The sequence below is a fragment of the Variovorax sp. RA8 genome, assembly GCF_901827175.1.
In the GTDB taxonomy this organism is placed as follows: domain Bacteria; phylum Pseudomonadota; class Gammaproteobacteria; order Burkholderiales; family Burkholderiaceae_C; genus Variovorax.
The window spans coordinates 1,838,759-1,863,060 of sequence record NZ_LR594662.1; the positions used below are offsets into that span (position 1 = coordinate 1,838,759).

The 24,302-nt window shown below is 69.1% G+C and carries 20 protein-coding genes; 19 read left to right on the forward strand and 1 reads right to left on the reverse strand.

What is annotated here, in order from left to right; translation table 11 throughout:
• Positions 1 to 24 precede the first annotated feature (24 nt).
• The 3 genes from E5P3_RS08795 to E5P3_RS08805 all read left to right on the forward strand — a co-directional run bounded on the left by E5P3_RS08795 (position 25) and on the right by E5P3_RS08805 (position 2,987).
• Positions 25 to 699 (forward strand): YceH family protein, encoded by a 675-nt coding sequence (locus tag E5P3_RS08795; RefSeq protein WP_162585618.1) that lies wholly within the window; start codon positions 25 to 27, stop codon positions 697 to 699.
• A gap of 214 nt (positions 700 to 913) precedes the next feature.
• Entirely contained in the window at positions 914 to 2,005 is a 1,092-nt protein-coding gene (gene apbC / locus E5P3_RS08800) for an iron-sulfur cluster carrier protein ApbC (RefSeq protein ID WP_162585619.1), read from the forward strand.
• 10 nt (positions 2,006 to 2,015) lie between these two features.
• Positions 2,016 to 2,987 carry a LysR family transcriptional regulator gene (locus E5P3_RS08805; protein WP_162585620.1) on the forward strand — a complete coding sequence of 324 codons (972 nt, stop codon included), beginning with the start codon at positions 2,016 to 2,018 and terminating at the stop codon, positions 2,985 to 2,987.
• A gap of 8 nt (positions 2,988 to 2,995) precedes the next feature.
• On the opposite strand, the gene E5P3_RS08810 is transcribed toward E5P3_RS08805, so the two are convergent.
• The gene (locus E5P3_RS08810; RefSeq protein ID WP_162585621.1) at positions 2,996 to 3,469 is read right to left on the reverse strand and encodes a DUF2501 domain-containing protein; all 474 of its coding nucleotides are present in this window, start codon (positions 3,467 to 3,469) and stop codon (positions 2,996 to 2,998) included.
• Between the two features lie 186 nt (positions 3,470 to 3,655).
• On the opposite strand from E5P3_RS08810, the gene E5P3_RS08815 reads away from it, so the two are divergent.
• The 16 genes from E5P3_RS08815 to E5P3_RS08890 all read left to right on the forward strand — a co-directional run bounded on the left by E5P3_RS08815 (position 3,656) and on the right by E5P3_RS08890 (position 24,302).
• Positions 3,656 to 5,464, forward strand: a complete 1,809-nt coding sequence (locus E5P3_RS08815) for an NADH-ubiquinone oxidoreductase-F iron-sulfur binding region domain-containing protein (protein ID WP_162585622.1) — start codon at positions 3,656 to 3,658, stop codon at positions 5,462 to 5,464.
• Positions 5,461 to 8,355 (forward strand): formate dehydrogenase subunit alpha, encoded by a 2,895-nt coding sequence (gene fdhF / locus E5P3_RS08820; protein WP_162585623.1) that lies wholly within the window; start codon positions 5,461 to 5,463, stop codon positions 8,353 to 8,355. Before E5P3_RS08815 ends, fdhF begins: the two co-directional genes overlap by 4 nt.
• Before the next feature lie 124 nt (positions 8,356 to 8,479).
• Positions 8,480 to 9,070, forward strand: coding sequence for a DUF3305 domain-containing protein (locus E5P3_RS08825; protein WP_162585624.1), 591 nt, complete (start codon positions 8,480 to 8,482; stop codon positions 9,068 to 9,070).
• Positions 9,063 to 9,671, forward strand: coding sequence for a DUF3306 domain-containing protein (locus E5P3_RS08830; RefSeq protein WP_162585625.1), 609 nt, complete (start codon positions 9,063 to 9,065; stop codon positions 9,669 to 9,671). The genes E5P3_RS08825 and E5P3_RS08830 overlap by 8 nt, the downstream gene beginning before the upstream one ends.
• Positions 9,631 to 11,709: a 4Fe-4S dicluster domain-containing protein gene (locus tag E5P3_RS08835; protein ID WP_162589602.1), complete on the forward strand. Its 2,079-nt coding sequence runs from the start codon at positions 9,631 to 9,633 to the stop codon at positions 11,707 to 11,709. Before E5P3_RS08830 ends, E5P3_RS08835 begins: the two co-directional genes overlap by 41 nt.
• Positions 11,710 to 11,764: 55 nt before the next feature.
• A complete protein-coding gene (locus E5P3_RS08840) occupies positions 11,765 to 12,382 on the forward strand; it encodes a TorD/DmsD family molecular chaperone (RefSeq protein WP_162585626.1) in 618 nt (205 codons plus the stop codon).
• Positions 12,383 to 12,497: 115 nt separating this feature from the next.
• A complete protein-coding gene (locus E5P3_RS08845) occupies positions 12,498 to 12,722 on the forward strand; it encodes a formate dehydrogenase (RefSeq protein ID WP_162585627.1) in 225 nt (74 codons plus the stop codon).
• Between the two features lie 13 nt (positions 12,723 to 12,735).
• A complete protein-coding gene (locus tag E5P3_RS08850) occupies positions 12,736 to 15,729 on the forward strand; it encodes a formate dehydrogenase subunit alpha (protein WP_162585628.1) in 2,994 nt (997 codons plus the stop codon).
• A gap of 13 nt (positions 15,730 to 15,742) precedes the next feature.
• Positions 15,743 to 16,363, forward strand: a complete 621-nt coding sequence (fdh3B, locus tag E5P3_RS08855) for a formate dehydrogenase FDH3 subunit beta (protein WP_068680177.1) — start codon at positions 15,743 to 15,745, stop codon at positions 16,361 to 16,363.
• Positions 16,360 to 16,629: a hypothetical protein gene (locus tag E5P3_RS08860; RefSeq protein WP_162585629.1), complete on the forward strand. Its 270-nt coding sequence runs from the start codon at positions 16,360 to 16,362 to the stop codon at positions 16,627 to 16,629. The genes fdh3B and E5P3_RS08860 overlap by 4 nt, the downstream gene beginning before the upstream one ends.
• Before the next feature lie 22 nt (positions 16,630 to 16,651).
• Positions 16,652 to 17,890 carry a formate dehydrogenase subunit gamma gene (locus E5P3_RS08865; protein WP_162585630.1) on the forward strand — a complete coding sequence of 413 codons (1,239 nt, stop codon included), beginning with the start codon at positions 16,652 to 16,654 and terminating at the stop codon, positions 17,888 to 17,890.
• Positions 17,887 to 18,279: a hypothetical protein gene (locus tag E5P3_RS08870; protein WP_162585631.1), complete on the forward strand. Its 393-nt coding sequence runs from the start codon at positions 17,887 to 17,889 to the stop codon at positions 18,277 to 18,279. The genes E5P3_RS08865 and E5P3_RS08870 overlap by 4 nt, the downstream gene beginning before the upstream one ends.
• Positions 18,276 to 19,127 carry a formate dehydrogenase accessory sulfurtransferase FdhD gene (locus E5P3_RS08875; RefSeq protein WP_162585632.1) on the forward strand — a complete coding sequence of 284 codons (852 nt, stop codon included), beginning with the start codon at positions 18,276 to 18,278 and terminating at the stop codon, positions 19,125 to 19,127. Before E5P3_RS08870 ends, E5P3_RS08875 begins: the two co-directional genes overlap by 4 nt.
• 58 nt (positions 19,128 to 19,185) lie before the next feature.
• Positions 19,186 to 21,705 (forward strand): ABC transporter permease, encoded by a 2,520-nt coding sequence (locus E5P3_RS08880; protein WP_162585633.1) that lies wholly within the window; start codon positions 19,186 to 19,188, stop codon positions 21,703 to 21,705.
• A 36-nt stretch (positions 21,706 to 21,741) separates the two neighbouring features.
• Positions 21,742 to 23,115, forward strand: a complete 1,374-nt coding sequence (locus E5P3_RS08885) for a pyridoxal-phosphate dependent enzyme (RefSeq protein WP_162585634.1) — start codon at positions 21,742 to 21,744, stop codon at positions 23,113 to 23,115.
• Entirely contained in the window at positions 23,112 to 24,302 is a 1,191-nt protein-coding gene (locus E5P3_RS08890; RefSeq protein WP_162585635.1) for a trans-sulfuration enzyme family protein, read from the forward strand. The genes E5P3_RS08885 and E5P3_RS08890 overlap by 4 nt, the downstream gene beginning before the upstream one ends.

Here is a 24,302-nt window from a genome sequence, read left to right on the forward strand (position 1 = left end):
TTGGCCCCCATTCGAGCCGCTGCCATGACCTCTGCCCTGCCGATCCTGTCCGCCGTCGAAACCCGCGTCCTCGGCGTGCTGGCCGAGAAGCAGCGCACCGTGCCCGACAGCTACCCGCTGACGCTCAACACCCTGGTGGCCGGGTGCAACCAGAAGACCAGCCGCAACCCGCTGATGGAGCTGTCCGAGACCGAGGTCCAGGCCGCGCTGGACAGCCTCAAGGGCTACAGCCTCGTCATGGAGTCCAGCGGCGGGCGCGTCGCGCGCTACGAGCACAACATCGAGCGCGTGCTGCGCGTGCCCTCCCAGTCGACCATCCTGCTGACGGTGCTGATGCTGCGCGGCCCGCAGACCGCCGGCGAGCTGCGCATCGCCACCGAGCGGATGCACAACTTCGCCGACATCTCCTCGGTCGAGGCCTTCCTGGACGAGCTGGCAGAGCGGCCGGCCGGCGCGCTGGTCGTGAAGCTCGCGCGACTGCCGGGGGCGCGCGAGAACCGCTGGATGCAGCTGCTCTCTGGACCGCCTTCGGAGCAGGCGATGGAGACGGCGGGGGCGCCGGCCGGTCGCGGCGACGCTTCGCTCGGCGAGGTGGCGGCGCTGAAGGCCAACGTCGCCCGGCTCGAGGCCGAGGTCGCGGCCCTCAAGGCGCTGACCGCGCGCATCTGTTCGGAACTGGGCATCGCCGACCAGGCCTGAAGCCCCGCGCATGAAGGACGCGGTCTTCTTCCGCCCCTCGACCTGGGCGACCCCGCTGCCCCACCCGTGCACAGTTCGAAAGTGCCTTCCTGGCGGCCGGCGCCGAGTCGGCCGCCTCCTTCCTGACCAACGGCATGCTGGCGTGTAGGGTGAACGCGGGGCCGGCGAACCCCTCCTTGGCGCCGCACTAGACTACCGGCCATCAGGAGCCCCCATGACCGTTACACCCCAGGCGCTCGCCGAAGCGCTCAAGACCGTCCTCGACCCCAACACGGGCAAGGACTTCGTCAGCACCAAATCGCTGAAGAACCTCCAGATCCACGAGGGCGATGTCTCCTTCGACATCGAGCTCGGCTACCCCGCCAAGAGCCAGGCCCCGGCGCTGCGCAAGGCGCTGGTCGCGGCGGCGAAGACCGTGCCGGGCGTCGAGAACGTCTCGGCCAACATCGCGACCAAGGTGATCAGCCATGCCGTGCAGCGCGGCGTGCAGCTGATGCCCAACGTCAAGAACATCATCGCCGTGGCCTCGGGCAAGGGCGGCGTGGGCAAGAGCACCACTGCCGCCAACCTCGCGCTTGCCCTCGCGGCGGAGGGGGCCAGTGTCGGCCTGCTCGATGCCGACATCTACGGCCCCAGCCAGCCGATGATGCTGGGCATCTCGCGCCGCCCCGAGAGCGAGGACGGCAAGACCATGGAGCCGCTGGAGAACCACGGCGTGCAGGTGATGTCCATCGGCTTCCTGGTCGACCAGGACGAGGCCATGATCTGGCGCGGCCCCATGGCCACGCAGGCGCTGGAGCAGCTCCTGCGCCAGACCAACTGGAAGGACCTCGACTACCTGATCGTCGACATGCCGCCCGGCACCGGCGACATCCAGCTCACGCTGTCGCAGCGCGTGCCGATGACCGGCGCGGTGATCGTCACCACCCCGCAGGACATCGCGCTGCTCGACGCCAGGAAGGGCATCAAGATGTTCGAGAAGGTGGGCGTTCCCATCCTCGGCATCGTGGAGAACATGGCGGTGCACGTGTGCTCCAACTGCGGCCACGTCGAGCACATCTTCGGTGCCGAGGGCGGCAAGAAGATGGCCGAGCAGTACGACATGGCCTACCTGGGCGCGCTGCCGCTGGACATCAACATCCGGCTGCAGGCCGACAGCGGCAAGCCGACGGTGGTGGCCGACCCCGATGGCGAAGTGGCGGGCATCTACAAGGCGGTCGCGCGCCGGGTCGCGGTGGGCATCGCCGAGAAGGCCAAGGACTTCTCGGCGAAATTCCCGACCATCACGGTCAGCAAAAACACTTGACGTTGCCTGCATGAACCTGCTCGCCTCGATGCGCTACCTGGTCGCGCTGAGCGAGCACCGCCACTTCGGCCGCGCCGCGCAGGCCTGCTACATCACGCAGCCGGCGCTGTCGAACGCGCTGCGCGCATTGGAATCCGAGTTCGGCGTGGTGATCGTCAAGCGCGGACGCACCTATGCAGGCCTCACGCACGAGGGCGAGGCGGTGCTGGCCGCGGCGCACCGCATGCTGCACGAGAACGAGGTGCTGCAACAGCTGCTCAAGAGCGAGGAAGCGCATCCGCGCGGCGGCCTGCGCATGGCCGCCGTGCCGACCGCGATTCCCATGCTGGCGCGCTTCGCGGCGCGGCTGCAGGCCCGGCATCCGGGCATCGCGCCGACCGTGCTGTCGATGAGCTCGCTGGAGCTGGAGACCGGGCTGGAGAACCTGTCGCTGGACATCGCCCTCGGCTACACCGAGCGCATGCACCTGCGCGAGGTCAAGCTCACGGCCTGGCCGCAGAGCATCGAGCACTACTTCCTGCTGCGCCGCGGCAAGCAAGCCGAGACGGCGACCCTGCGCATCGGCGCCCCCATCGGCTGGGCCGAGGCGGCGCGCCTGCCGCTGTGCCTGCTCACGCCGGAGATGCACAACCGCGCCATCGTCGACCAGGCCTTCGCGACGGCGGGCGCCACCGTCGTGCCGGCCATCGAAACCAATTCGGTGCTGACGCTCGCGCTCAGCGTGATCTCGGGCGAGGTCTGCGCGGTGCTGCCTGGCGCCATGGTGGATGCGGTGCGCGGCCAGGGCGCCCTCGAGGCGCTGCCCCTGGTGGCGCCGGAAGTGCGCACGCCGATCGGCTTCATGACCCAGACGGCCGTTCGGCCCTCCCGCGCGCTCGACGCCGCGCTGGCGATGCTGCAGGAGCCGGCCTGGCGCGCCGAGGTGGCGGCGCACAGCGGCTCGCTCGGTGCCTCCACGGGCGCCTCCTCCCCGATGGCCTGAGTCGGCGGCTAGACGAGCGATTTCGCGTTGGTGAGCACGTAGTCGCAGGCCTGGGTCTTGAGCTTGGCGCCCAAGCTCTTGAGGTTGAGCGAAGCGCCGTCGCTGCCTTGCAGCAGACCCTTGCTTCCATTGGCGAACCCCGTCTGCTGCGCCTTGTTGCCGGTGACCATGCCCAGCAGCTTGTCCTTGACTCCACCGGCCGCGTTGTTGCTCAGGTAGTTGTTCTTGATGCAGTACTGGAGCACGCCGGCTGCATTGCCCATGCTGCTCGCTCCGATGGCTGGCATCGAAATGCCGAGGCTCTTGGCGAGCGCGGCGCCGGCGGCCCCCGTCGTTCCGGCATTGCCGGCGGTGCCCGACTCGGTTCCTGCGTTCGCGCCGCCCAGGTTGTTCTTGAGCGCATCGAGCATCTGGTTCTGGGCAAAGCTCGCCTGCGCAAGGGCCAGCAGCGCGGCGGTGGCCACTATCGTTGGAAAGTGCATGATCGTCTCCAGCGGAGCCTGATGCCCCGTCCGGGTCAGGATAGCGCGAAAGGTCTGCGCGGGGCTGCGCGCCGCTGGCGGCCTTCATTTCCAAATTGAATCACCCGATGTGTGGATTCAATTTGCCAAGCGTCCCGGCCCGCTCCACAGTGCAACCGCGGCATCCCGCCGTCGACGGCCGAGGCAATGAACCACCCAGGCACCCAGAACGAGATCCAGGCGATCCCCCTCGCCACCCCAGACCAGTTGCGCGACCGCATCCGCCGCAAGAGCAAGCTCAAGGGGCGCCAGCCCGAGGCTGAGGCGCTGCGGGAAGTGCGCGAGCTCATCGGCCCGAATCCCGACGGCGGCTGGCCCCGCGACCTTCTCATCGAGCACCTGCACCGGCTCAACGACGCCTGCCTCGGCCTGCACGACCGGCACCTGGTGGCCCTGGCCTCGCTCACGAACATCCCGATGGCCGAGGTCTACGAGGTCGCGACCTTCTATCACCACTTCGAGATCCTGCGCGGCGACCAGCAGGCTCCCGGCCTCACCGTGCGCGTGTGCGACGGACTGGCCTGCGAGCTGGCGGGCGCACAGGACCTGCTGGCGCGGCTGCCCGCGCTGCTGGGTGCGGCGGGCCGCCAGGACGTGCGTGTGATCTCCGCGCCCTGCATCGGCCGCTGCGAGCAGGCGCCCGCCGCGGCGGTTCACCAGCGCGCCGTGCCGATGGCGAACCCGGACAAGATCCTGCAGGCGCTCGAATCGCCGCCGCCGCCCCGCGAGACCGGGCATTTCGTGCCCTCGGACTTCGCCGAAAAAAGCGTGACGCCAGCGCTCGATGCGGTGCAGACGCTGCCGCCCTTCACCGACTACGCCACCTACCGCGCCCACGGCGGCTACGCCCTGGCGGCGGCACTGGTCAACGGCGAGCAGGACGCCGAGGCCGTGATCCAGGCCATGGAAGACTCCGGCCTGCGCGGCCTCGGCGGCGCGGGCTTCCCGGCAGGGCGCAAGTGGCGCATCGTGCGCGAGCAGCCGGCGCCCCGGCTGATGGCCGTCAACATCGACGAGGGCGAGCCCGGCACCTTCAAGGACCGCGCCTACCTCGAGCGCGATCCGCACCGTTTCCTCGAAGGCCTGCTGATCGCGGCGCAGGTGGTGGGCACCGAGGCCTGCTACATCTACCTGCGGGACGAATACCACGACTGCCGCGCACTGCTGGAAGCAGAGCTGGCCAGGCTCCAGGCCGACCCGCCCTGCGAGCTGCCGCGCATCGAGCTCAGGCGCGGCGCCGGCGCCTATATCTGCGGCGAGGAGTCCGCGATGATCGAGAGCATCGAGGGCAAGCGCGGCGAGCCCCGCATGCGTCCGCCCTACATCGCGCAGGTCGGCCTGTTCGGCCGGCCCACGCTGGAGCACAACTTCGAGACCCTCTATTGGGTGCGCGACATCGTCCAGCGGGGCCCCCAGTGGTTCAGCGGCTTCGGCCGCCACGGGCGCAAGGGGCTGCGCAGCTTCAGCGTGAGCGGCCGGGTGAAGCAGCCCGGCGTCAAGCTCGCGCCAGCGGGCATCACGGTGCAGGAGCTGATCGACGAGTACTGCGGCGGCATGATCGACGGCCACCAGCTCTACGCCTACCTGCCGGGCGGCGCCTCGGGCGGCATCCTGCCGGCCCGCATGAACGACATCCCGCTGGACTTCGACACCCTGCAGCCCTACGGCTGCTTCATCGGCTCCGCCGCCGTGATGGTGCTGAGCCAGCACGACAAGGCGCGCGATGCGGCGCGCAACGTAATGCGCTTCTTCGAGCATGAGAGCTGCGGCCAGTGCACGCCCTGCCGCGTCGGCACGGCCAAGGCCGCGGCGCTGATGGAGGCGCCGGTGTGGGACCAGGCCACGCTCGAGGACCTGGCGCAGGTCATGGGCGATGCGTCGATCTGCGGGCTCGGGCAGGCGGCGCCCAACCCCATCCGCTGCATCCAGAAGTATTTTCCGCAGGAGATCGAATGAACGCGCCCGCCAAGCTGAACGAACTGATGCCGCAGACCGTCGAATTCAAGCTCGACGGCCGTGCGGTCCAGGCCTTCGAGGGCGAGAGCATCCTGCAGGCCGCGCAGCGGCATGGGGTGGAGATCCCGCGGCTCTGCTACAAGGAAGGGCTGCGGCCGGATGGCAATTGCCGCTCCTGCGTGGTCGAGGTGAAGGGTGAGCGCGTGCTGGCGCCGAGCTGCTGCCGCAATGTGACCGCCGGCATGGAGGTGCAGGCGACGAGCGAGCGGGCGTTGAAGAGCCAGCGGATGGTGGTCGAGATGCTGCTGTCCGACATGCCCGATGCGGGCTACAAGTGGAACGATGAAGGCCTTGGCGAGGCGGCCGGCGGCAGATCGGTTGGCCAGCATGGCGAACTCAGCGAATGGGCCGAGCGTCTGGAAGTGGACGTCCGCCCGGCCTTCAAGGCCCTGCGCCGCGAACAGCCCCGACCCGACGTCTCCCACCCCGCCATGGCCGTCAACCTCGACGCCTGCATCCAGTGCAACCGCTGCGTGCGTGCCTGCCGCGAGGAGCAGGTCAACGACGTCATCGGCTACGCCATGCGCGGGGCCGGCTCGAAGATCGTCTTCGACCTCGACGACCCGATGGGCGACAGCACCTGCGTGGCCTGCGGCGAATGCGTGCAGGCCTGCCCCACCGGCGCCCTGATGCCCAAGAGCCATATCGGCTCGCAGCAGGTCGACCGCAAGGTCGATTCGGTCTGCCCCTTCTGCGGCGTGGGTTGCCTGATCACCTACAACGTCAAGGACGAGAAGATCGTCAGCGTCGACGGCCGCGACGGCCCGGCCAACCATGGCCGGCTCTGCGTCAAGGGGCGCTTCGGCTTCGACTACGCGCACCATCCGCAGCGCCTCACCAAGCCCCTGATCCGCAAGCCCGGCGTGCCCAAGGGTTTCAGCGACGCGCCGCGCCCGGGCGACTGGCAAGACACCTTCCGCGAGGCGAGCTGGGAAGAGGCGCTCGAGCTCGCGGCCGGCAAGCTCAAGGACCTGCGCGACACGCACGGCAACAAGGCACTGGCCGGCTTCGGCTCCGCCAAGGGCAGCAACGAAGAGGCCTATCTGTTCCAGAAGCTGGTGCGCACCGGCTTTCGCAGCAACAACGTCGACCACTGCACGCGCCTGTGCCATGCCTCCAGCGTGGCGGCCCTGCTCGAAGGCGTGGGCTCGGGCGCGGTGAGCAACCAGGTCAACGATGTGGAGCATGCAGACCTGATCTTCGTCATCGGCTCCAACCCGACCGCCAATCATCCGGTGGCCGCGACCTGGATGAAGAACGCCGCCAAGCGCGGCGCGAAGATCGTGCTGGCCGATCCGCGCATCACCGACATCGGCAGGCACGCATGGCGCACCCTGCAATTCAAGGCCGACACCGACGTGGCCATGCTCAACGCGCTGATCCACACGGTCATCGAAGAGGGCCTGGTCGACGAGGCCTTCGTGCGCGATCGCGCCAGCAACTTCGAGGCGCTGCGCGAGAACGTCAAGGGCTACAGCCCCGAGGCCATGGCGCCGATCTGCGGCATTCCGGCCGAGACGCTGCGCGAGGTCGCGCGCGCCTTCGCCACGGCCCGTGGCGCGATGGTGCTGTGGGGCATGGGCATCAGCCAGCACGTGCACGGCACCGACAACGCGCGCTGCCTGATCGCGCTGGTCACCGTCACCGGCCAGATCGGCAAGCCCGGCTCGGGCCTGCATCCGCTGCGCGGCCAGAACAACGTGCAGGGCGCGAGCGACGCCGGGCTGATCCCGATGATGTTCCCCAACTACCAGCGCGTCGACGAGCCGGGTGCGCATGCGTGGTTCGAGAACTTCTGGGGCGTGCCGCTGGACGAGAAGCCCGGCTACACGGTGGTCGAGATCATGCACAAGGCGCTGGCGCCCGATGACGATCCGCACAAGATCCGCGGCATGTACATCATGGGCGAGAACCCCGCGATGAGCGACCCGGACCTCAACCATGCCCGCCATGCGCTCGCCAGCCTGGAGCACCTGGTGGTGCAGGACATCTTCATGACCGAGACGGCCTGGCTGGCCGACGTGGTGCTGCCCGCCAGTGCCTGGCCCGAGAAGACCGGCACGGTGAGCAACACCGATCGCATGGTGCAGCTGGGCAAGCGCGCGTTGAATCCGCCGGGCGACGCGAAGCCCGACCTCTGGATCATCCAGCAGATCGCCGAACGCATGGGCTTACTGTGGAACTACCAGGGCGAGGAATGCGGCGTCGCTGCGGTCTACGAGGAAATGCGCCAGGCCATGCACGCCGCCATCTGCGGCATCAGCTGGGACCGGCTGCAGCGCGAGTCCAGCGTGACGTACCCCTGCCTGAGCGCCGACGATCCGGGCCAGCCGACCGTCTTCATCGACAGCTTCCCGACCGCGGACGGCCGCGTGAAGCTGGTGCCGGCGGACATCATCCCGGCCGACGAGCGCCCCGATGCCCAGTACCCCTTCGTGCTGATCACCGGCCGCCAGCTGGAGCACTGGCACACCGGCAGCATGACGCGGCGCGCGACGGTGCTCGACGCACTGGAGCCCATGGCCACGGCCTCGATGAACCAGGGCGACCTCGATGCGCTGGGCCTGCAGGCGGGCGACGTGATCACCATCCGCTCGCGCCGCGGCGAAGTCGCGATCCATGTTCGCCGTGACGACGGCACGCCGAATGGCGCGGTCTTCGTGCCCTTCGCCTACTACGAAGCCGCTGCCAACCTGATGACGAACGCCGCCCTCGATCCGATGGGCAAGATCCCCGAGTTCAAGTACTGCGCGGTGCAGGTGCTGCCGGGTGGCGTGCCGATGGCGGCGGCCGGCTACGGGACGGGGGCGGTGGAGGCTGCAGCGCATTGAGGAAGGCGGCGGCCACGCGCGAACACGAGGCGCTTGTCCCTGCTGCCCTGAACGGATCGCCTGCTGCGGCCACGCAATAGCCGCGGCGGCGTGTCCATCTGCCGCATCGGCTATCGTCGGGCGCATGAACCCGTCTTCCAGTCCCGCCATCGACGACGGCGCGCGCCCCTCGCTCGAGGTCGCGGTCTTGATGCGGCGCGAACGGCTGCACGGACCTTCCAGCCATTGGCAGCCCTGGCGCTGGACGCTCGAGGGCGTCGTGCCCGACGAGCCCGGCTTCGGCAGCGCGCCGCGCCTGCTGCAGCAGGACGACGAGGTGCAGCGCTGGCTGCACCCCGGCTTCAAGGTCGAATTGTTTCGCGACGACACCGACGGCTACCAACTCAACGCGACCACGCCCATGCCGGGCTGGTTCGTGCTGTGGCGCCTCGAAGAGGAGGCGACGGTGGCGCCCGAGCCGATCGCGCGCCCGTTGGTAGTGACGCTGAGCTACAACGAGGCCGGCCGCTGGCTGGATGCTCAGGAGAACGTCGAGCAGGTGCCGGCGCCGCCCGAGGTGGTGGAATGGCTGCGCACCTGGGTCGACGAGCATCACGTGGCCGAACCCAGGCGCCGCCAGCGGCCCCAGAGCTTCAAGCCGTTGACGGACCGCTTCGGCAACGCGGCCAGCGTGTCGACGGAGAAGAAGCGCGGGCGGGGAGCGGGCGATGTCTGATGGTTTTTTCGAGCGCTGGTCGAGGCGCAAGCAGCAGGCGAGGGAAGGGGAGGTGCCGGACGAGCCGGTGGAGATGCCGGAGCCTGATGCGCCGGTTGCGCCGGTGGCGGGCGCTGCGGGCCCCCACCCCAGCCCTCCCACGGAAGGGGAGGGCGAAGTACCACCCGCGCCCACGCTGGCGGACGCGGAGGCGCTGAACGCCGAATCGGACTTCAAGCCCTTCCTCGCCTCCAACGTCGCGCCCGAAGTCAAGAACGCCGCACTCAAGAAGCTGTTCGCCGATCCGCACTTCAATGTCATGGATGGCCTCGACACTTACATCGACGACTATTCCGTTTCGACCCCCGTGCCCGAGAGCGTGCTGCGCCAGATGGCCAGCGCGAAGTTCATGAAGCTGTTCGAGGAACAGCCCGACAAAAACCCTGAGGGCGACGCAATGCCGGACGTGGCACAGTCGACCTCCATGGAGCCCGTTCCCAGCCAGCCGGTTGCCACCGACGCGCAGCCGACACGCCAAGAAGCCGATGACCACCACGCTGATCTGCGATTGCAACAAGACGATGCCGCTGGAGCCGAAGACCCTCGGCGCGGCGCTGGCTGAAACACTGCCCCTCCATTCCGCGCTGTGCCGCCGCGAGGCGCCGGCCTTCCAGCGCGCCATCCAGTCCGGCGACGAGGTGGTGGTGGCCTGCACGCAGGAGAAGCGCCTGTTCGGCGAACTCGCGCAGCAGACGCCCGGCGCCGAGTCGCCGATCCGCTTCGTCAACATCCGCGAGACCGGCGGCTGGAGCCGCGATGCGGCGGACGCCAGCCCCAAGATCGCAGCGCTGCTTGCGCAGGCCCGGCTGCCGGAGCCCGAGCCGGTCGGCGTCGTCAGCTACAAGAGCCAGGGCCGGGTGCTGGTGGTCGGCGCACTCGACGAGGCGGAGCGGGTGGCCGCGCTTCTGGCCGACACGCTGGAGATCACGATCTTCTCGCGCGGCCCCGGTAATGCAGGCGGCGCCCAGGAGCGCCGCTGGCCGGTGGTCGCAGGCCGCATCGATGCGCTCGCAGGATGGCTCGGCGCCTTCCAGCTGCGCTGGACGCGCGACAACGCGATCGACCTCGATCTCTGCACCCGCTGCAATGCCTGCCTGGTAGCCTGCCCCGAGCAGGCGATCGGCCTGGACTACCAGATCGACAACGCGAAGTGCCAGTCGCACCGCGACTGCGAACGCGCCTGCACCGTGGCCGGCGCCATCGACTTCAGCCGTCCGGCCGAGGCCCTCGAGGCCGGCTTCGACCTGGTGCTCGACCTCGGCGAGGCGCCGCTGATCGACTGGCACGCGCCGCCGCAGGGCTATTTCCACCTGCGCGGCGGACTGGCGAATGCGCACGCGCCTTCGACCCTGCTGCAGTTGCGCGAGCTCGTGGGCGACTTCGAGAAACCCAAGTTCTTCGACTACCGCCAGAAGCTCTGCGCCCACAGCCGCAACGAGCAGGTGGGCTGCAACGCCTGCATCGAGGTCTGCTCGGCCCATGCCGTGAGCAGCGACAAGGCGCGCCAGCGCATCGTCGTCAACCCGAACCTCTGCGTCGGCTGCGGCGCCTGCACCACCGTGTGCCCGACCGGCGCGCTGGCCTACGCCTATCCGCATGCGCCCGACCAGGGAACGAAGCTGCGCACGCTGCTCTCCACCTATGCGGTGGCGGGCGGGCGCGATGCAGTCCTGCTGCTGCACGGCCGCGAAGGCGGCCAGGTCCTGATCGAGCAGTTGGGCCGCGAGGCGCGGCTCGGCCGCGCGCGGGGCGTTCCGGCCCAGGTGATTCCGGTGGGGCTCTGGCACGCGGCGAGCACTGGCATCGACTTGTGGCTGAGCGCCGTCGCCTTCGGCGCCTCGCAGGTGGCGGTACTGGCGACCGGCGAGGAGGCGCCTGCGTACATCGATGCGCTGCGCGCGCAAATGGACATCGCGCAGGCCGTGCTCGCGGGCCTGGGCTACGCCGGCACGCATTTCCGGCTGATCGCGGCGGGCCAGCCCGCGGCGCTGGACAAGGCGCTGGCGCAACTGTGCGAGGTGCATCCGCAACGCCCTGCGGTGCCCGCGCGCTTCGCGGTCGGCGCCGAGAAGCGCAGCACCCTCGAACTCGCGCTCGACCACCTGGTCGATGCCGCGCCGGCGATGAAGACCGGCCGCGACGCGCCGCTTGCCATTTCGCTGCCCGCGGCCTCGCCCTACGGCGCCATCGATGTCGACAAGAACAAGTGCACGATGTGCCTGGCCTGCGTGAGCGCCTGCCCGGCGAGCGCCCTGCAGGACAACCCCAACGCGCCGCAGCTGCGCTTCGTCGAGAAGAACTGCGTGCAGTGCGGCCTGTGCGCAAGCACCTGCCCGGAAGACGCGATCTCGCTCGTGCCGCGCCTGCTCGTGGCGCCCGAGCGCAGCCAGCCGGTGGTCCTCAACGAAGCGAAGCCCTGGCGCTGCATCCGCTGCGACAAGCCCTTCGGCACGCAGAAGGCCATCGAGGCCATGCTCGGCAAGCTGGCCGGCCACGCGATGTTCCAGGGCGCGGCGCAGGAGCGCCTCAAGATGTGCAGCGACTGCCGGGTCATCGACCTGTACAGCGCCTCCGACGAACTCAAGATCACCCAGCTATGAGCCGCAGGGCCGTTCCCAAGGCGAATACCGCAGCGCTTTGCGCGGAGGTTTTTTGATGAGCGAGAGTTTCCCCGCCACTTCCGCGCTCGACGAGGAGCTCGCGCGCGCCGAGCTCTATGGGCTGCTCGCGCGGCTCTGGTATGCGGCCCCCGACGCCGAGCTGCTCGCTGCCTTCCAGGTCGCGCCCACCGAGGCGCCGGCCGCCGGCGCCTTCCTCGAGGAGCCCTGGCGCCAGCTGGTGGGCGTGGCGCGCGGCCTCGACGCTGCGGCGGCGCGCGACGAGTACGACGCGCTCTTCGGCGGCATCGGCAAGCCCGAGGTCTACCTGTTCGGCTCGCACTACCTCAGCGGCTTCCTCAACGACAAGCCGCTCGCGCGCCTGCGCGGTGACCTGGACCGGCTGGGCCTGGCGCGCGAGCAGGCGGTGTCCGAAACCGAGGATCACGTGGCCTGCCTGTTCGAGGTGATGCGCTACCTGATCGCGGGCGAGGACGTCGCAGTGGCCAACCTGACGCAGCAGCAGGCCTTTTTCGGCACCCATGTGCAGCCCTGGATGCCGGCCCTGTGCGATGCCGTGGCGCAGCATCCGAAGGCGCATTTCTACGCCGCGCTGGCCGCGTTGACCCGCGCCTTTGCCGAGGTCGAGGCCCAGGGCTTCGACATGCTCGACTGAGGCCAACCCAGCCGCGAGGGGCTTTCCATTGCCGAAGTATTAGGGTCTGGACTAGTATCCAAACATATGTAACTGGTTTCATATCCAGTCTTGATGAGCCACTCCTGGAGAAAATATGCAGGACAGCCAAGCCGCCGGTACCAAGCCGGCGTCCCGCCGGGGTTTTTTTCTGGGCGCCGCCTCGGTCGGCGCAGCCGCAGCTGCCGTCACGGTGCTGCCCAAGGTCGTGGAGGCGCCAGCCTCCGCCGCCACTCCCGCCCCCAAGCCGGCCCCCGAGAAGGGCGGCGGCTACAGCCTGAGCGAACACGTCAAGCGCTACTACCAGTCCACTTCGGCCTGAGGAACGACACACCATGCTGCTGACCCGCAAGTCGACCGTCACCGCGCGTGACGGCGAATCGATTCACGCCTCTTCGTCTTCGTCCGCCTCGCCCTTCGTCCACAGCCTGCGGCGCGGCCTCTCCAACGCATTGCCGACCATGGACCGGCGCGCCTTCCTGCGGCGCTCGGGCCTCGGGGTCGGCGTCGGCCTGGCCGCCGGGCAGCTCACGCTGATGCGCAAGGCGCAGGCAGCGGACGGCAAGCCGGCAGCCGTCGGCACCGGCAAGATCGAGGTCCGGCGCACGGTCTGCACCCACTGCTCGGTCGGCTGTGCCTCCGATGCCGTGGTCGAGAACGGCGTCTGGGTCCGGCAGGAGCCGGTCTTCGACTCACCGCTCAACCTGGGTGCCCACTGCGCCAAGGGTGCCGCGCTGCGCGAGCACGGCCACGGCGAGTACCGGCTGCGCTACCCGATGAAGCTGGTCGACGGCAAGTACCAGCGCATCGGCTGGGACCAGGCGCTCGATGAGATCACCGCCAGGCTCAAGGAGCTGCGCCAGGCCAGCGGGCCCGACTCGGTCTATTGGATCGGCTCCAGCAAGCACAGCAACGAGCAGGCGTACCTGATGCGCAAGTTCGTGAGCTTTTTCGGCAGCAACAACTGCGACCACCAGGCGCGCATCTGCCACTCGACCACCGTCGCGGGCGTGGCGAACACATGGGGCTACGGCGCCATGACCAATTCGTACAACGACATGCGCAATTCCAAGGTGGCGCTGTACATCGGCTCGAACGCGGCCGAGGCGCACCCGGTGAGCATGCTGCACATGCTGCATGCCAAGGAAAACGGCTGCAAGATGATCGTGGTCGACCCGCGCTTCACCCGCACCGCTGCCAAGGCCGACGAGTACGTGCGCATCCGCTCCGGCTCGGACATCCCCTTCCTGTTCGGCCTGCTGCACCACATCTTCAAGAACGGCTGGGAAGACAAGAAGTACATCAACGACCGCGTCTTCGGCATGGAAGAGGTGCGCGCCGACGTGATGGCCAAGTGGACGCCGGACAAGGTCGAGGAGGCCTGCGGCGTCAAGGAGGCCCAGATGCTGAAGGTCGCGACCTGGCTCCACGAGAACCGCCCCGGTACCATCGTCTGGTGCATGGGCCAGACCCAGCACACCATCGGCAACGCCATGGTGCGCGCCTCCTGCATCCTGCAACTGGCGCTGGGCAACGTGGGCAAGTCGGGCGGCGGCACCAACATCTTCCGCGGCCACGACAACGTGCAGGGCGCCACCGACGTCGGTCCCAACCCCGACTCGCTGCCCGGCTACTACGGCATCGCCGAAGGTGCCTGGAAGCACTTCGCGTCCACCTGGGGCGTGGACTACGAATGGATCAAGAAGCAGTTTGCCTCGCCCGCGATGATGACCAAGCCGGGCATCACGGTCTCGCGCTGGATCGACGGCGTGCTCGAGAAGAACGAGCTGATCGACCAGGACGCCAACCTGCGCGGCGTCTTCTACTGGGGCCACGCGCCCAACTCGCAGACCCGCGGCCTCGAGATGAAGCGGGCCATGGACAAGCTGGATTTGCTGGTGGTGGTCGACCCGTACCCCTCGGCGACCGCGGCCATGGCCGCCATGCCGGGGCGGCCCGAGGACCTGAACCCCAAGCGCGCGGTGTACCTGCTGCCGGCCTGCACCCAGTTCGAGACCAGCGGCTCGGTCACCGCGTCGAACCGCTCGCTGCAATGGCGCGAGAAGGTCATCGAGCCGCTGTGGGAGAGCCGCAGCGACCACATGATCATGCAGCAGTTCGCCGACCGGCTCGGCTTCGGCAAGGAGCTCAGCAAGAACTACCGCATGCAGAAGGTCAAGGGCATGGACGAGCCCATCCCCGACGACATCCTGCGCGAGATCAATAAGTGCACCTGGACCATCGGCTACACCGGCCAGAGTCCCGAGCGCCTGCAGGCCCACATGCGCAACATGGGCGCCTTCGACGTGCGCACGCTGCGCGCAAAGTCGGGCAAGGACAAGGTCAACGGCTACGACCTCACGGGCGATTACTTCGGCCTGCCCTGGCCCTGCTACGGCACGCCGGAGCTCAAGCACCCGGGCAGCGCCAACCTCTACGACACCAGCCGGCACGTGATGGACGGCGGCGGCAACTTCCGCGCCAACTTCGGGGTGGAGCGCAACGGCAAGAACCTGCTGGCCGAGGACGGCTCGTGTTCGCTGGGCGCCGAGATCGCCACCGGCTATCCGGAATTCGACCACCTGCTGCTCAAGAAGCTCGGCTGGTGGGACGAGCTCACCGAGGCCGAGAAGCCCAAGGCCGAGGGCAAGAACTGGAAGACCGACTCCTCTGGCGGCATCATCCGCGTGGCCATGAAGAACCACGGCTGCCACCCCTTCGGCAATGCCAAGGCGCGCGCGCTGGTCTGGAACTTCCCGGACGCCATCCCGCAGCACCGCGAGCCGCTCTACGGCACGCGGCCGGACCTGATGGCCAAGTACCCGACGCACGACGACAAGATGGCCTTCTGGCGCCTGCCCACCCTCTACAAGAGCGTGCAGCAGAAGAACATCGCGGACAAGGTGGCCGAGAAGTTCCCCTACATCATGACCTCCGGCCGGCTCGTCGAGTACGAGGGCGGCGGCGAGGAGACCCGCTCCAATCCGTGGCTCGCCGAGCTTCAGCAGGAGATGTTCATCGAGATCAACCCCAAGGTCGCGGCCGAGAAGAACATCCGCAACGGCGAGCGTGCCTGGGTGCACACGCCCACCGGCGCCAAGCTCAACGTGCAGGCGCTGGTCACCGAGCGGGTGGGGCCGGACACCGTGTTCATGCCCTTCCACTTCTCGGGCCACTGGCAGGGGGCGGACATGCTGCCCTACTACCCCGCCGGCGCGGCGCCGGTGGTGCGCGGCGAGGCGATCAACACCTCGACCACCTATGGCTACGACAGCGTGACCATGATGCAAGAAACCAAGACGACGGTCTGCAACATCGAAAAGGCCTAAGAGGAACACCGCAATGGCACGAATGAAGTTTGTCTGCGACGCCGAGCGCTGCATCGAGTGCAACGGCTGCGTCACCGCCTGCAAGAACGAGAACGAGGTGCCCTGGGGCGTGAACCGCCGCCGGGTGGTCACGCTCAACGACGGGGTGCCGGGCGAGAAGTCGATCTCGGTGGCCTGCATGCATTGCTCCGACGCGCCCTGCATGGCGGTGTGCCCGGTGCAGTGCTTCTACCGCACGGAAGAGGGCGTCGTGCTGCACGACAAGGACGTCTGCATCGGCTGCGGCTACTGCTCCTACGCCTGCCCCTTCGGCGCGCCCCAATTCCCGGCCCAGGGCACCTTCGGCGCGCGCGGCAAGATGGACAAGTGCACGTTCTGCGCCGGCGGCCCCGAGGCCAATGGCTCGCAGGCCGAGTTCGAGAAGTACGGCCGCAACCGCCTGGCCGAGGGCAAGCTTCCGGCCTGCGCCGAGATGTGCTCGACCAAGGCGCTGCTGGCCGGCGACGGCGACGTGGTGGCCGACATCTTCCGCACCCGCGTGCTGCATCGCGGCAAGGGCGCCGAGGTCTGGGGCTGGGGCACGGCCTATGGCTCGCAGCAGGCCGGCACGCCAACCAACGGAGGCACCAAGTGAGGCGCGCAGTCTTCATCGCTGCCACGGCGGCGGCCGTAGCGCTGCTCGCGGCCTGCGGCGAGAAGCCGCAGACCAACGCCCAGGGCGTGAAGTACGACGCCGCGCCCTGGACCGGCACCAGCACCGGCGCGAACTCCGGCACGCAGGCGAGTGCCGGTACGGCGTTCACCGCCTCGGGCTGGAAAGTGGGCGACAAGAACGCCTGGCAGCAGCAGCTCAAGGTCCGGACCCAGAACGGCCAGAACGACTACACCCGCGACAACTGACGAAGCGCAAGGAGTCTGCTGCATGAGCTGCATCAACAAGCTGCTGAATGCCCTGGCGCTCACGGCCGCGCTGGCCTCCGGCCTGGCCGTGGCGCAGGCGCAGAACCCCGCTGCCGGCGGTGCGGTCGGCAGTGCGCCCGCGCCACAGGCGCCTTCTGTCGAAGCACCCGCGGCGCAGCAGCCCGGTGGCATCCGAAGCCAGAACATCTTCGAGGTCAAGCCCGAGGCCAGCGCCGATCCGAACTACTTCCAGCAAAGCAACGGCGAGCGCATGAAGGTGCAGCCCGGCAACAACGCGCCGATGTGGCGTCAGGTGGGGCAGGGCGTGACCGGCTACAGCAGCCTGCCCGTTTCGCAGGCGCCCGAGGCCGGCAACCTGATCCAGCCTTTCGTGAAGTACCCCGGCTCGCGCCTGACCAACGCCGGCGAGGCCTGGCGCCAGGTGCGCAACGACTGGATCATTCCCTATGGCGCGGCGCTGCTCTTCGTGGTCGTGCTGGCGATCGCGATCTACTACTTCACGCATGGGCCGATTCGCCTGCACGGTGCGCCGACCGGTCGCAAGATCGAGCGCTTCACGCCCTTCGAGCGCGCTACCCACTGGTCCAACGCGATCGCCTTCGTGGTACTGGCGGTCTCCGGGCTGGTGATGGCTTTCGGCCAGTTCTTCCTGTTGCCGATCATCGGCGCGTCGCTCTTCGGCGCCCTGACCTACGCGCTCAAGACCATCCACAACTTCGTCGGCCCGCTGTTCGTGGTCACGCTGGTGCTGATGTTCATCACCTTCGTGCGAGACAACCTGCCGCGCATGGTCGACTTCAAATGGCTGGCCAAGTTCGGCGGCTTGTTCGGCGGCAAGGAGGTGCCATCGCACCGCTTCAATGCCGGCGAGAAGCTCGTGTTCTGGGGCGGCGTCCTGGTGCTCGGCACCATCGTCGCCGGTTCGGGCCTGTTCCTCGACAAGCTGCTGCCCGGCTTCGTCTACACGCGCGGCGAGATGCAGGTTGCGCACATGATCCATGGGGTCGCGACGATGCTGATGATGGCGATGATCCTGGGCCACATCTACATCGGCACGTTGGGCATGACGGGCGCCTACGCTGCCATGCGTCACGGCTACGTGGACGAGACGTGGGCGCGCGAGCACCACGAGTACTGGTACGACGACATTGCCGCCGGCAAGATACCGGCACAGCGCAGCGCCGAGCCTGCCCCCGCCATGCCCGTGAACACCGCCCGCGTCGAAGGAAACCCCTCATGAAGAAGATCGTGATCGCCTGCGGCCTGGTACTGGCGGGCACCGCATTCGCGAAGCTGCCCGCGCCGCCCGCCACGCCCGAAGCCAAGGCCAAGGCCGCGGAAGCCGCCGCCCGCACCGCCTGGAGCAACAAGGTCGACGCCTACCAGCTCTGCCAGTCGCAGGACCGGGTGGCTGCCAGTTACCGCGCGAGTGCTGCCGCGGCCGGCAAGCAACTGCCGGCGCCGCCGGCCACGCCGCCCTGTGCCGATCCAGGGCCCTTCGCCTACGTCCCGCCCGAGGCGCAAAAGCCGATCGAGGCCGCAGGGGCGCACTCGCCGACAGAAACCGCCTCCAAGCCACCCAGCACCACCGCGCCGGCGGCCGTGACGAATCCCACGCCGAAGCAGTGACCCCTGCGCTCCCGCGGCTGAGCTCGGCGCGCGCGCCGCTGACGCGCGAGGTGGAGATCGTCGACGAGCACGGCGAGCGCGGATTCGTCTCGATCCCGGCCGAACGTGACCTCACCGTCTATGTGGACCGCCGCGAGCTCGTCACGCTGATGACGCTGGGCGCCCAGCCCGAGCTGCTGGTGCTCGGCTACCTGCTGAACCAGCGGCTGATCGAGTCCGCGGCCGACGTCGAATCGATCACCGTCGACTGGGAGGTCAGTGCCGCCGCGGTGAAGACCCATGCCGGCATCGACCGAATCGAGGAGCGCACCGCCAAGAAGGTGGTCACCACCGGTTGCGGCCAGGGCAGTGTGTTCGGCGAGCTGATGGCCGGCATCGATCGCCTGGAGCTGCCTGCGACGCGGCTGCGCCAGTCGCAGCTCTACGCACTGGTCAACGCGATCCGGCTCCAGGAGAGCACCTACAAGTCGGCCGGCTCGGTGCATGGCTGCGCGCTGTTCACGCTCGGCGAGGGCGACGACGATGCGCATATGCAGTGCTTCGTCGAGGACGTCGGCCGCCACAACGCCATCGACACCATCGCCGGCTGGATCGCGATGCAGCCGGCCGGGCGGCTCGAAGGCGGGCGCGTGTTCTACACCACCGGGCGCCTCACCAGCGAGATGGTGATCAAGTCGGCCCAGATGGGCGTGGCCATCGTGGTCTCGCGCAGCGGCATCACGCAGATGGGCCACGAGGTCGCCATGCGCGTAGGCCTGTGCGCCATCGGGCGCGCGACCAACCGGCGCTTCGTCTGCTACGCGGGCTTCGAGCGGCTGTCGCTGCAACCTGAACTGGCGTTGCGTTAGGCCGTTCGAAAGCCGGGATGTTCCAGCATCCCATCCGGGCATCGGCTATCGTCCACCCATGAACGCCTCCCTCCGCCTAGGCTGGCGCACGCTCTGGCGCGATCTGCGCGCCGGCGAGCTGCGCCTTCTGATCGTTGCCGTGCTGCTCGCCGTGGCCGCGCTCACCGCCGTCGGCTTCTTCGCCGACCGGCTCAAGGGTGGCCTGCAGCGCGATGCGCGCCAGCTGATCGGCGGCGATGCCGTGCTCGCGAGCGACAACCCGACGCCCGCGCCCTTTATCGAGCGCGCCCGCTCACTCGGCCTGCAGACCGCCAGCACCTACGGCTTTCCGACCATGGCGCGTGCCAGCGAGGAACAAGGCGGCGCGACCAAGCTGGTGGCACTCAAGGCGGTGGAGGCCGGCTATCCGTTGCGCGGCAGCCTGCTGGTCAGCGCCGCGCCTGACGCGCCGGGGCAACCCACGCGCGAGGTGCCCGCGCCCGGCGAGGCCTGGGTCGATGCCTCGCTGCTGGAAGCGCTGGGCCTCAAGATGGGCGACACGCTGCTGCTGGGCGACGCCGGCCTGCGCATCGCGCGCGTGATCACGCTGGAGCCCGACCGCGGCGCCGGCTTCATGAGCTTCGCGCCGCGCGTGATGCTCAACCAGGCCGATGTGCCGCGCACCGGGCTCGTGCAGCCGGCGAGCCGGGTCAGCTATCGCTTCGCGGTGGCGGGGGACACCGTCGCGGTCAAGCGGTTCAGCGACTGGGCCGACGCGACCCTCAAGAAGGGCGAGCTGCGCGGCATCCGGCTCGACTCCTTCGAGAGCGGTCGCCCCGAGATGCGCCAGACGCTGGACCGTGCCGAGAAATTCCTCAACCTGGTCGCTTTGCTGGCCGCGCTGCTGTCGGCGGTGGCGGTGGCGCTGGCGGCGCGCGGCTTCGCGGCCAACCACCTCGACGATTGCGCCATGCTGCGCGTGCTGGGCCAGAGCCAGCGCACCATCGCGCAGGCCTATGCCTTCGAGTTCGCCGCCATCGGCCTGGCGGCCAGCGCCATTGGCGTCGCGATCGGCTTCGCCGTGCACTACGTCTTCGTGCTGCTGCTGGCTGGCCTGGTCGAGACCTCGCTGCCCGCGCCCAGCCTGTGGCCGGTGGCCTTCGGCCTGGGCATGGGGCTCACGCTGCTCTTCGCCTTCGGACTGCCGCCGGTGCTGCAGCTCGCGCAGGTGCCGCCGCTGCGCGTGATCCGCCGCGACGTGGGCGGCCTCAAGCCGGCCTCGATCGCGGTGCTGGGAATCGGCGTGGCCGGCTTCGCGGCCCTGCTGCTGGCAGCCAGCAGCGATCTCAAGCTGGGCCTGATCGCGGTGGGCGGCTTCGCGGCCGCGGTGGCGGTCTTCGCCTTGCTGAGCTGGCTGGCTGTGCTGCTGCTGCGCCGCAGCGTCAACGAGACGACCGCGCCGCGCTGGCTGGTGCTGGCCACGCGCCAGATCTCGGCACGGCCGGCCTACGCGGTGGTGCAGGTCAGCGCACTCGCCGTGGGCCTGCTCGCGCTGGTGCTGCTGGTGCTGCTGCGTACCGACCTGGTCGCGAGCTGGCGCCGCGCCTCGCCGCCCGATGCGCCCAACCGCTTCGTGATCAACGTGATGCCCGACCAGAGCGAGGCCTTCCGACAGGCCCTGCAGGCCGGCGGCGTCAAGAAGTATGACTGGTATCCGATGGTCCGCGGCCGGCTGACCGCGATCAACGACAAGCCGGTCTCGTCCGACGACTATGCGGACGACCGCGCCAAGCGCCTGGTCGACCGCGAGTTCAACCTCAGCAACGCCGCCGAGCGGCCGCCGCACAACGAGGTCGTGGCCGGAAGCTGGGAACCCGGCAAGCAGGGCGAGGTCAGCGTGGAGCAGGGCCTGATGGAGACGCTGGGCCTCAAGCTCGGCGACCGGCTGCGCTTCGACATCGGCGGCCAGCAGAACGAGGCGCGCATCACCTCCGTGCGCAAGGTCGACTGGGGTTCGATGCACGCCAACTTCTTCGTGATGTACACCGTGAACTCACTCGGCGGCGATGTCCCCGTCACCTACATGAGCGCCTTTCGCGCGCCCGAGCGCCCTGGCTTCGACAACGCCCTGGTGCGCACTTTCCCCAACGTCACCAACGTGGACATGAGCGCCACCATCGGCCAGGTGCAGCGCGTGCTCGACCAGGTGATCCGCGCGGTCGAGTTCCTGTTCGGCTTCACCCTGGCGGCGGGGCTGGTGGTGCTGTTCGCGGCCGTCACCGCCACGCGCGAGGAGCGGGCGCGCGAGTTCGCGGTGATGCGCGCGGTCGGCGCACGCGGCAGTCTGCTGCGGCAGGTGCAGCGCGCGGAGCTCGTGGGCGTGGGCCTGCTGGCTGGCTTCCTGGCCAGCATGGTGGCCTCGCTCATCGGCTGGGCACTGGCGCGTTACGTGTTCGACTTCACCTGGACCGCCTCGCCGCTGGTGCCGCTCGCCGGCTCGCTGGCCGGTGCCGTGCTGGCGCTGGCAGCCGGCTGGTGGGGCCTGCGCGAGGTGCTGCGCAGGCCGGTGGTGGATACGCTCAGGCGCGCAGCGGAATAGGTGCGGCGCGGCTACGATCGTGCGAGAGGTGACCGCATGACGACAGAGACCCGCCCCGCCGTCCTGGACCTGATCGGCAACACGCCCCTGGTGCGCGTCACGCGCCTGGACACCGGGCCCTGCACCCTGTTCCTCAAGCTCGAATCGCAGAACCCCGGCGGCTCGATCAAGGACCGCGTGGGTGTCGCCATGATCGATGGGGCGGAGCGCGATGGGCGCCTGCAGCCAGGCGGCACGGTGGTCGAGGCCACGGCCGGCAACACCGGCCTGGGCCTGGCGCTGGTGGCGCGCGCCAAGGGCTACCGCGTGGTGCTGGTGGTGCCCGACAAGATGTCGACCGAGAAGGTGCTGCACCTCAAGGCACTGGGCGCGGAGGTCCACACCACGCGCTCGGACGTGGGCAAGGGCCATCCCGAGTACTACCAGGACTATGCGGCGCGGCTCGCCCGGGAGATCCCCGGCGCCTTCTTCGCCGACCAGTTCAACAACCCCGACAATCCGCTCGCGCATGCCTCCAGCACCGGGCCGGAGATCTGGCAGCAGTGCGGGCACGACGTGGACGCGATCGTCGTCGGCGTCGGCTCGGGCGGCACCGTCACCGGGCTCACGCGCTACTTCCGCGAGGTGCAGCCCGCGCTCTTCTTCGTGCTGGCCGACCCGGCGGGCTCGGTGGTCGCCGAGTACACGCGCAGCGGCACGGTGGGCGAGGCCGGCTCGTGGGCGGTGGAAGGCATCGGCGAGGACTTCATCCCGGGCATCGCCGATCTCTCCGGCGTGAAGAAGGCCTATTCGATCAGCGACGAGGAAAGCTTCGGCGCCGCGCGCGAGCTGCTGCGGGCCGAGGGCATTCTCGGCGGCTCCTCCACCGGCACACTGCTGGCCGCGGCGTTGCGCTTCTGCCGCGAGCAGACGAAGCCGCTGCGGGTCGTGAGCTTCGTCTGCGACACCGGCACGCGCTACCTCTCCAAGGTCTACAACGACCAGTGGATGCTCGACCAGGGCCTGCTCGAGCGCGAGCGCTTCGGCGATTTGCGCGACGTGGTCTCGCGCCGCTTCGAGGACGGAAGCGTGATCAGCGTGGGCCCCGAGGACACCCTGCTCACCGCCTTCCAGCGCATGCGCCTGGCCGACGTGTCGCAACTGCCGGTGCTGGAGGGCGAGCAACTGGCCGGAGTGATCGACGAGTCCGACCTGCTGCTGAGCGTGCACACGGACGCGAGCCGCTTCCGTTCGAGCGTGAAGAGCGCCATGACCGACCTGCCCGAGACCTTGCCTGCCAGCGCCAGCCTGGCCGAACTCGAAGCGGTGCTCGACCGCGGCCTGGTCGCGATGATCGCGGACGAGGCCGGCTTCCACGGGCTCATCACCCGCACCGACCTGCTCAACCATCTCCGGAGGAAGCTGAAGTGAGCCAAGACAGGAACTCCCACGACGGACTCGCATTCGCCACCCGCGTGATCCACGCCGGCCAGTCGCCCGACCCCTCTACCGGCGCGATCATGCCGCCCATCTACGCCACCTCCACCTATGTGCAGCAGAGCCCCGGCGTGCACAAGGGCCTGGACTACGGCCGCTCGCACAACCCCACGCGCTGGGCGCTGGAGCGCTGCGTGGCGGACCTCGAGGGCGGCTCAGCGGCCTTTGCCTTCGCCTCCGGCCTGGCCGCGATCTCGACCACGCTGGAGCTGCTTGACGCCAATGCCCACATCGTCTCGGGGGACGATGTGTATGGCGGCACCTTCCGCCTGTTCGAGCGCGTGCGCGCGCGCAGCGCGGGGCACCGCTTCAGCTTCGTCGACCTGACCGATCCGGCGCGGCTGCTGGAAGCGCTGACGCCCGAGACCCGGATGGTCTGGGTCGAAACACCGACCAATCCCCTGCTGCGGCTGGCCGATCTGCGCGCCATCGCCGCGATCTGCCGAGAGCGCGGCATCCTCTGCGTGGCCGACAACACCTTCGCGAGCCCCTGGGTGCAGCGGCCGCTGGAACTGGGCTTCGACATCGTGGTGCACTCGACCACCAAGTACCTCAACGGCCATTCGGACGTGATCGGCGGCGTGGCCGTCGTCGGCCGCGAGGAACGCCACGCGCCCTTGCGGGAGCGCCTGGGCTTCCTGCAGAACTCGGTGGGTGCGATCGCCGGGCCCTTCGACAGTTTCCTCACGCTGCGCGGTGTGAAGACCCTGGCGCTGCGCATGGAGCGCCATTGCAGCAGCGCACTGGCCCTCGCGCAGTGGCTGGAGGCGCAACCGCAGGTGGCGCGCGTGCACTACCCGGGCCTGGCCTCGCACCCGCAGCACGAGCTGGCGCGCCAGCAGATGGCGCAGGGCTTCGGCGGAATGATCTCGATCGATCTGAAGACCGATCTCGCCGGCACGCGACGCTTCCTGGAGGCGGTACGCATCTTCTCGCTGGCCGAGAGCCTGGGCGGCGTCGAGAGCCTCATCGAGCATCCGGCCATCATGACCCACGCCACCATTCCGGCGGAGACGCGCGCGCGGCTGGGCATCGGCGATGGGCTGGTGCGGCTGTCCGTGGGTGTGGAGGACCTGGAGGATCTGCGCGCCGACCTGCGGCAGGCGATGGAAAAGATCTGA

Coding starts and splice junctions, on each gene's coding strand:
- E5P3_RS08795 (WP_162585618.1), top strand. CDS start 25: ATGACCTCTGCCCTGCCGATCCTGTCCGCCGTCGAAACCCGCGTCCTC.
- apbC (WP_162585619.1), top strand. CDS start 914: ATGACCGTTACACCCCAGGCGCTCGCCGAAGCGCTCAAGACCGTCCTC.
- E5P3_RS08805 (WP_162585620.1), top strand. CDS start 2,016: ATGAACCTGCTCGCCTCGATGCGCTACCTGGTCGCGCTGAGCGAGCAC.
- E5P3_RS08810 (WP_162585621.1), bottom strand. CDS start 3,469: ATGCACTTTCCAACGATAGTGGCCACCGCCGCGCTGCTGGCCCTTGCG.
- E5P3_RS08815 (WP_162585622.1), top strand. CDS start 3,656: ATGAACCACCCAGGCACCCAGAACGAGATCCAGGCGATCCCCCTCGCC.
- fdhF (WP_162585623.1), top strand. CDS start 5,461: ATGAACGCGCCCGCCAAGCTGAACGAACTGATGCCGCAGACCGTCGAA.
- E5P3_RS08825 (WP_162585624.1), top strand. CDS start 8,480: ATGAACCCGTCTTCCAGTCCCGCCATCGACGACGGCGCGCGCCCCTCG.
- E5P3_RS08830 (WP_162585625.1), top strand. CDS start 9,063: ATGTCTGATGGTTTTTTCGAGCGCTGGTCGAGGCGCAAGCAGCAGGCG.
- E5P3_RS08835 (WP_162589602.1), top strand. CDS start 9,631: ATGCCGCTGGAGCCGAAGACCCTCGGCGCGGCGCTGGCTGAAACACTG.
- E5P3_RS08840 (WP_162585626.1), top strand. CDS start 11,765: ATGAGCGAGAGTTTCCCCGCCACTTCCGCGCTCGACGAGGAGCTCGCG.
- E5P3_RS08845 (WP_162585627.1), top strand. CDS start 12,498: ATGCAGGACAGCCAAGCCGCCGGTACCAAGCCGGCGTCCCGCCGGGGT.
- E5P3_RS08850 (WP_162585628.1), top strand. CDS start 12,736: ATGCTGCTGACCCGCAAGTCGACCGTCACCGCGCGTGACGGCGAATCG.
- fdh3B (WP_068680177.1), top strand. CDS start 15,743: ATGGCACGAATGAAGTTTGTCTGCGACGCCGAGCGCTGCATCGAGTGC.
- E5P3_RS08865 (WP_162585630.1), top strand. CDS start 16,652: ATGAGCTGCATCAACAAGCTGCTGAATGCCCTGGCGCTCACGGCCGCG.
- E5P3_RS08870 (WP_162585631.1), top strand. CDS start 17,887: ATGAAGAAGATCGTGATCGCCTGCGGCCTGGTACTGGCGGGCACCGCA.
- E5P3_RS08880 (WP_162585633.1), top strand. CDS start 19,186: ATGAACGCCTCCCTCCGCCTAGGCTGGCGCACGCTCTGGCGCGATCTG.
- E5P3_RS08885 (WP_162585634.1), top strand. CDS start 21,742: ATGACGACAGAGACCCGCCCCGCCGTCCTGGACCTGATCGGCAACACG.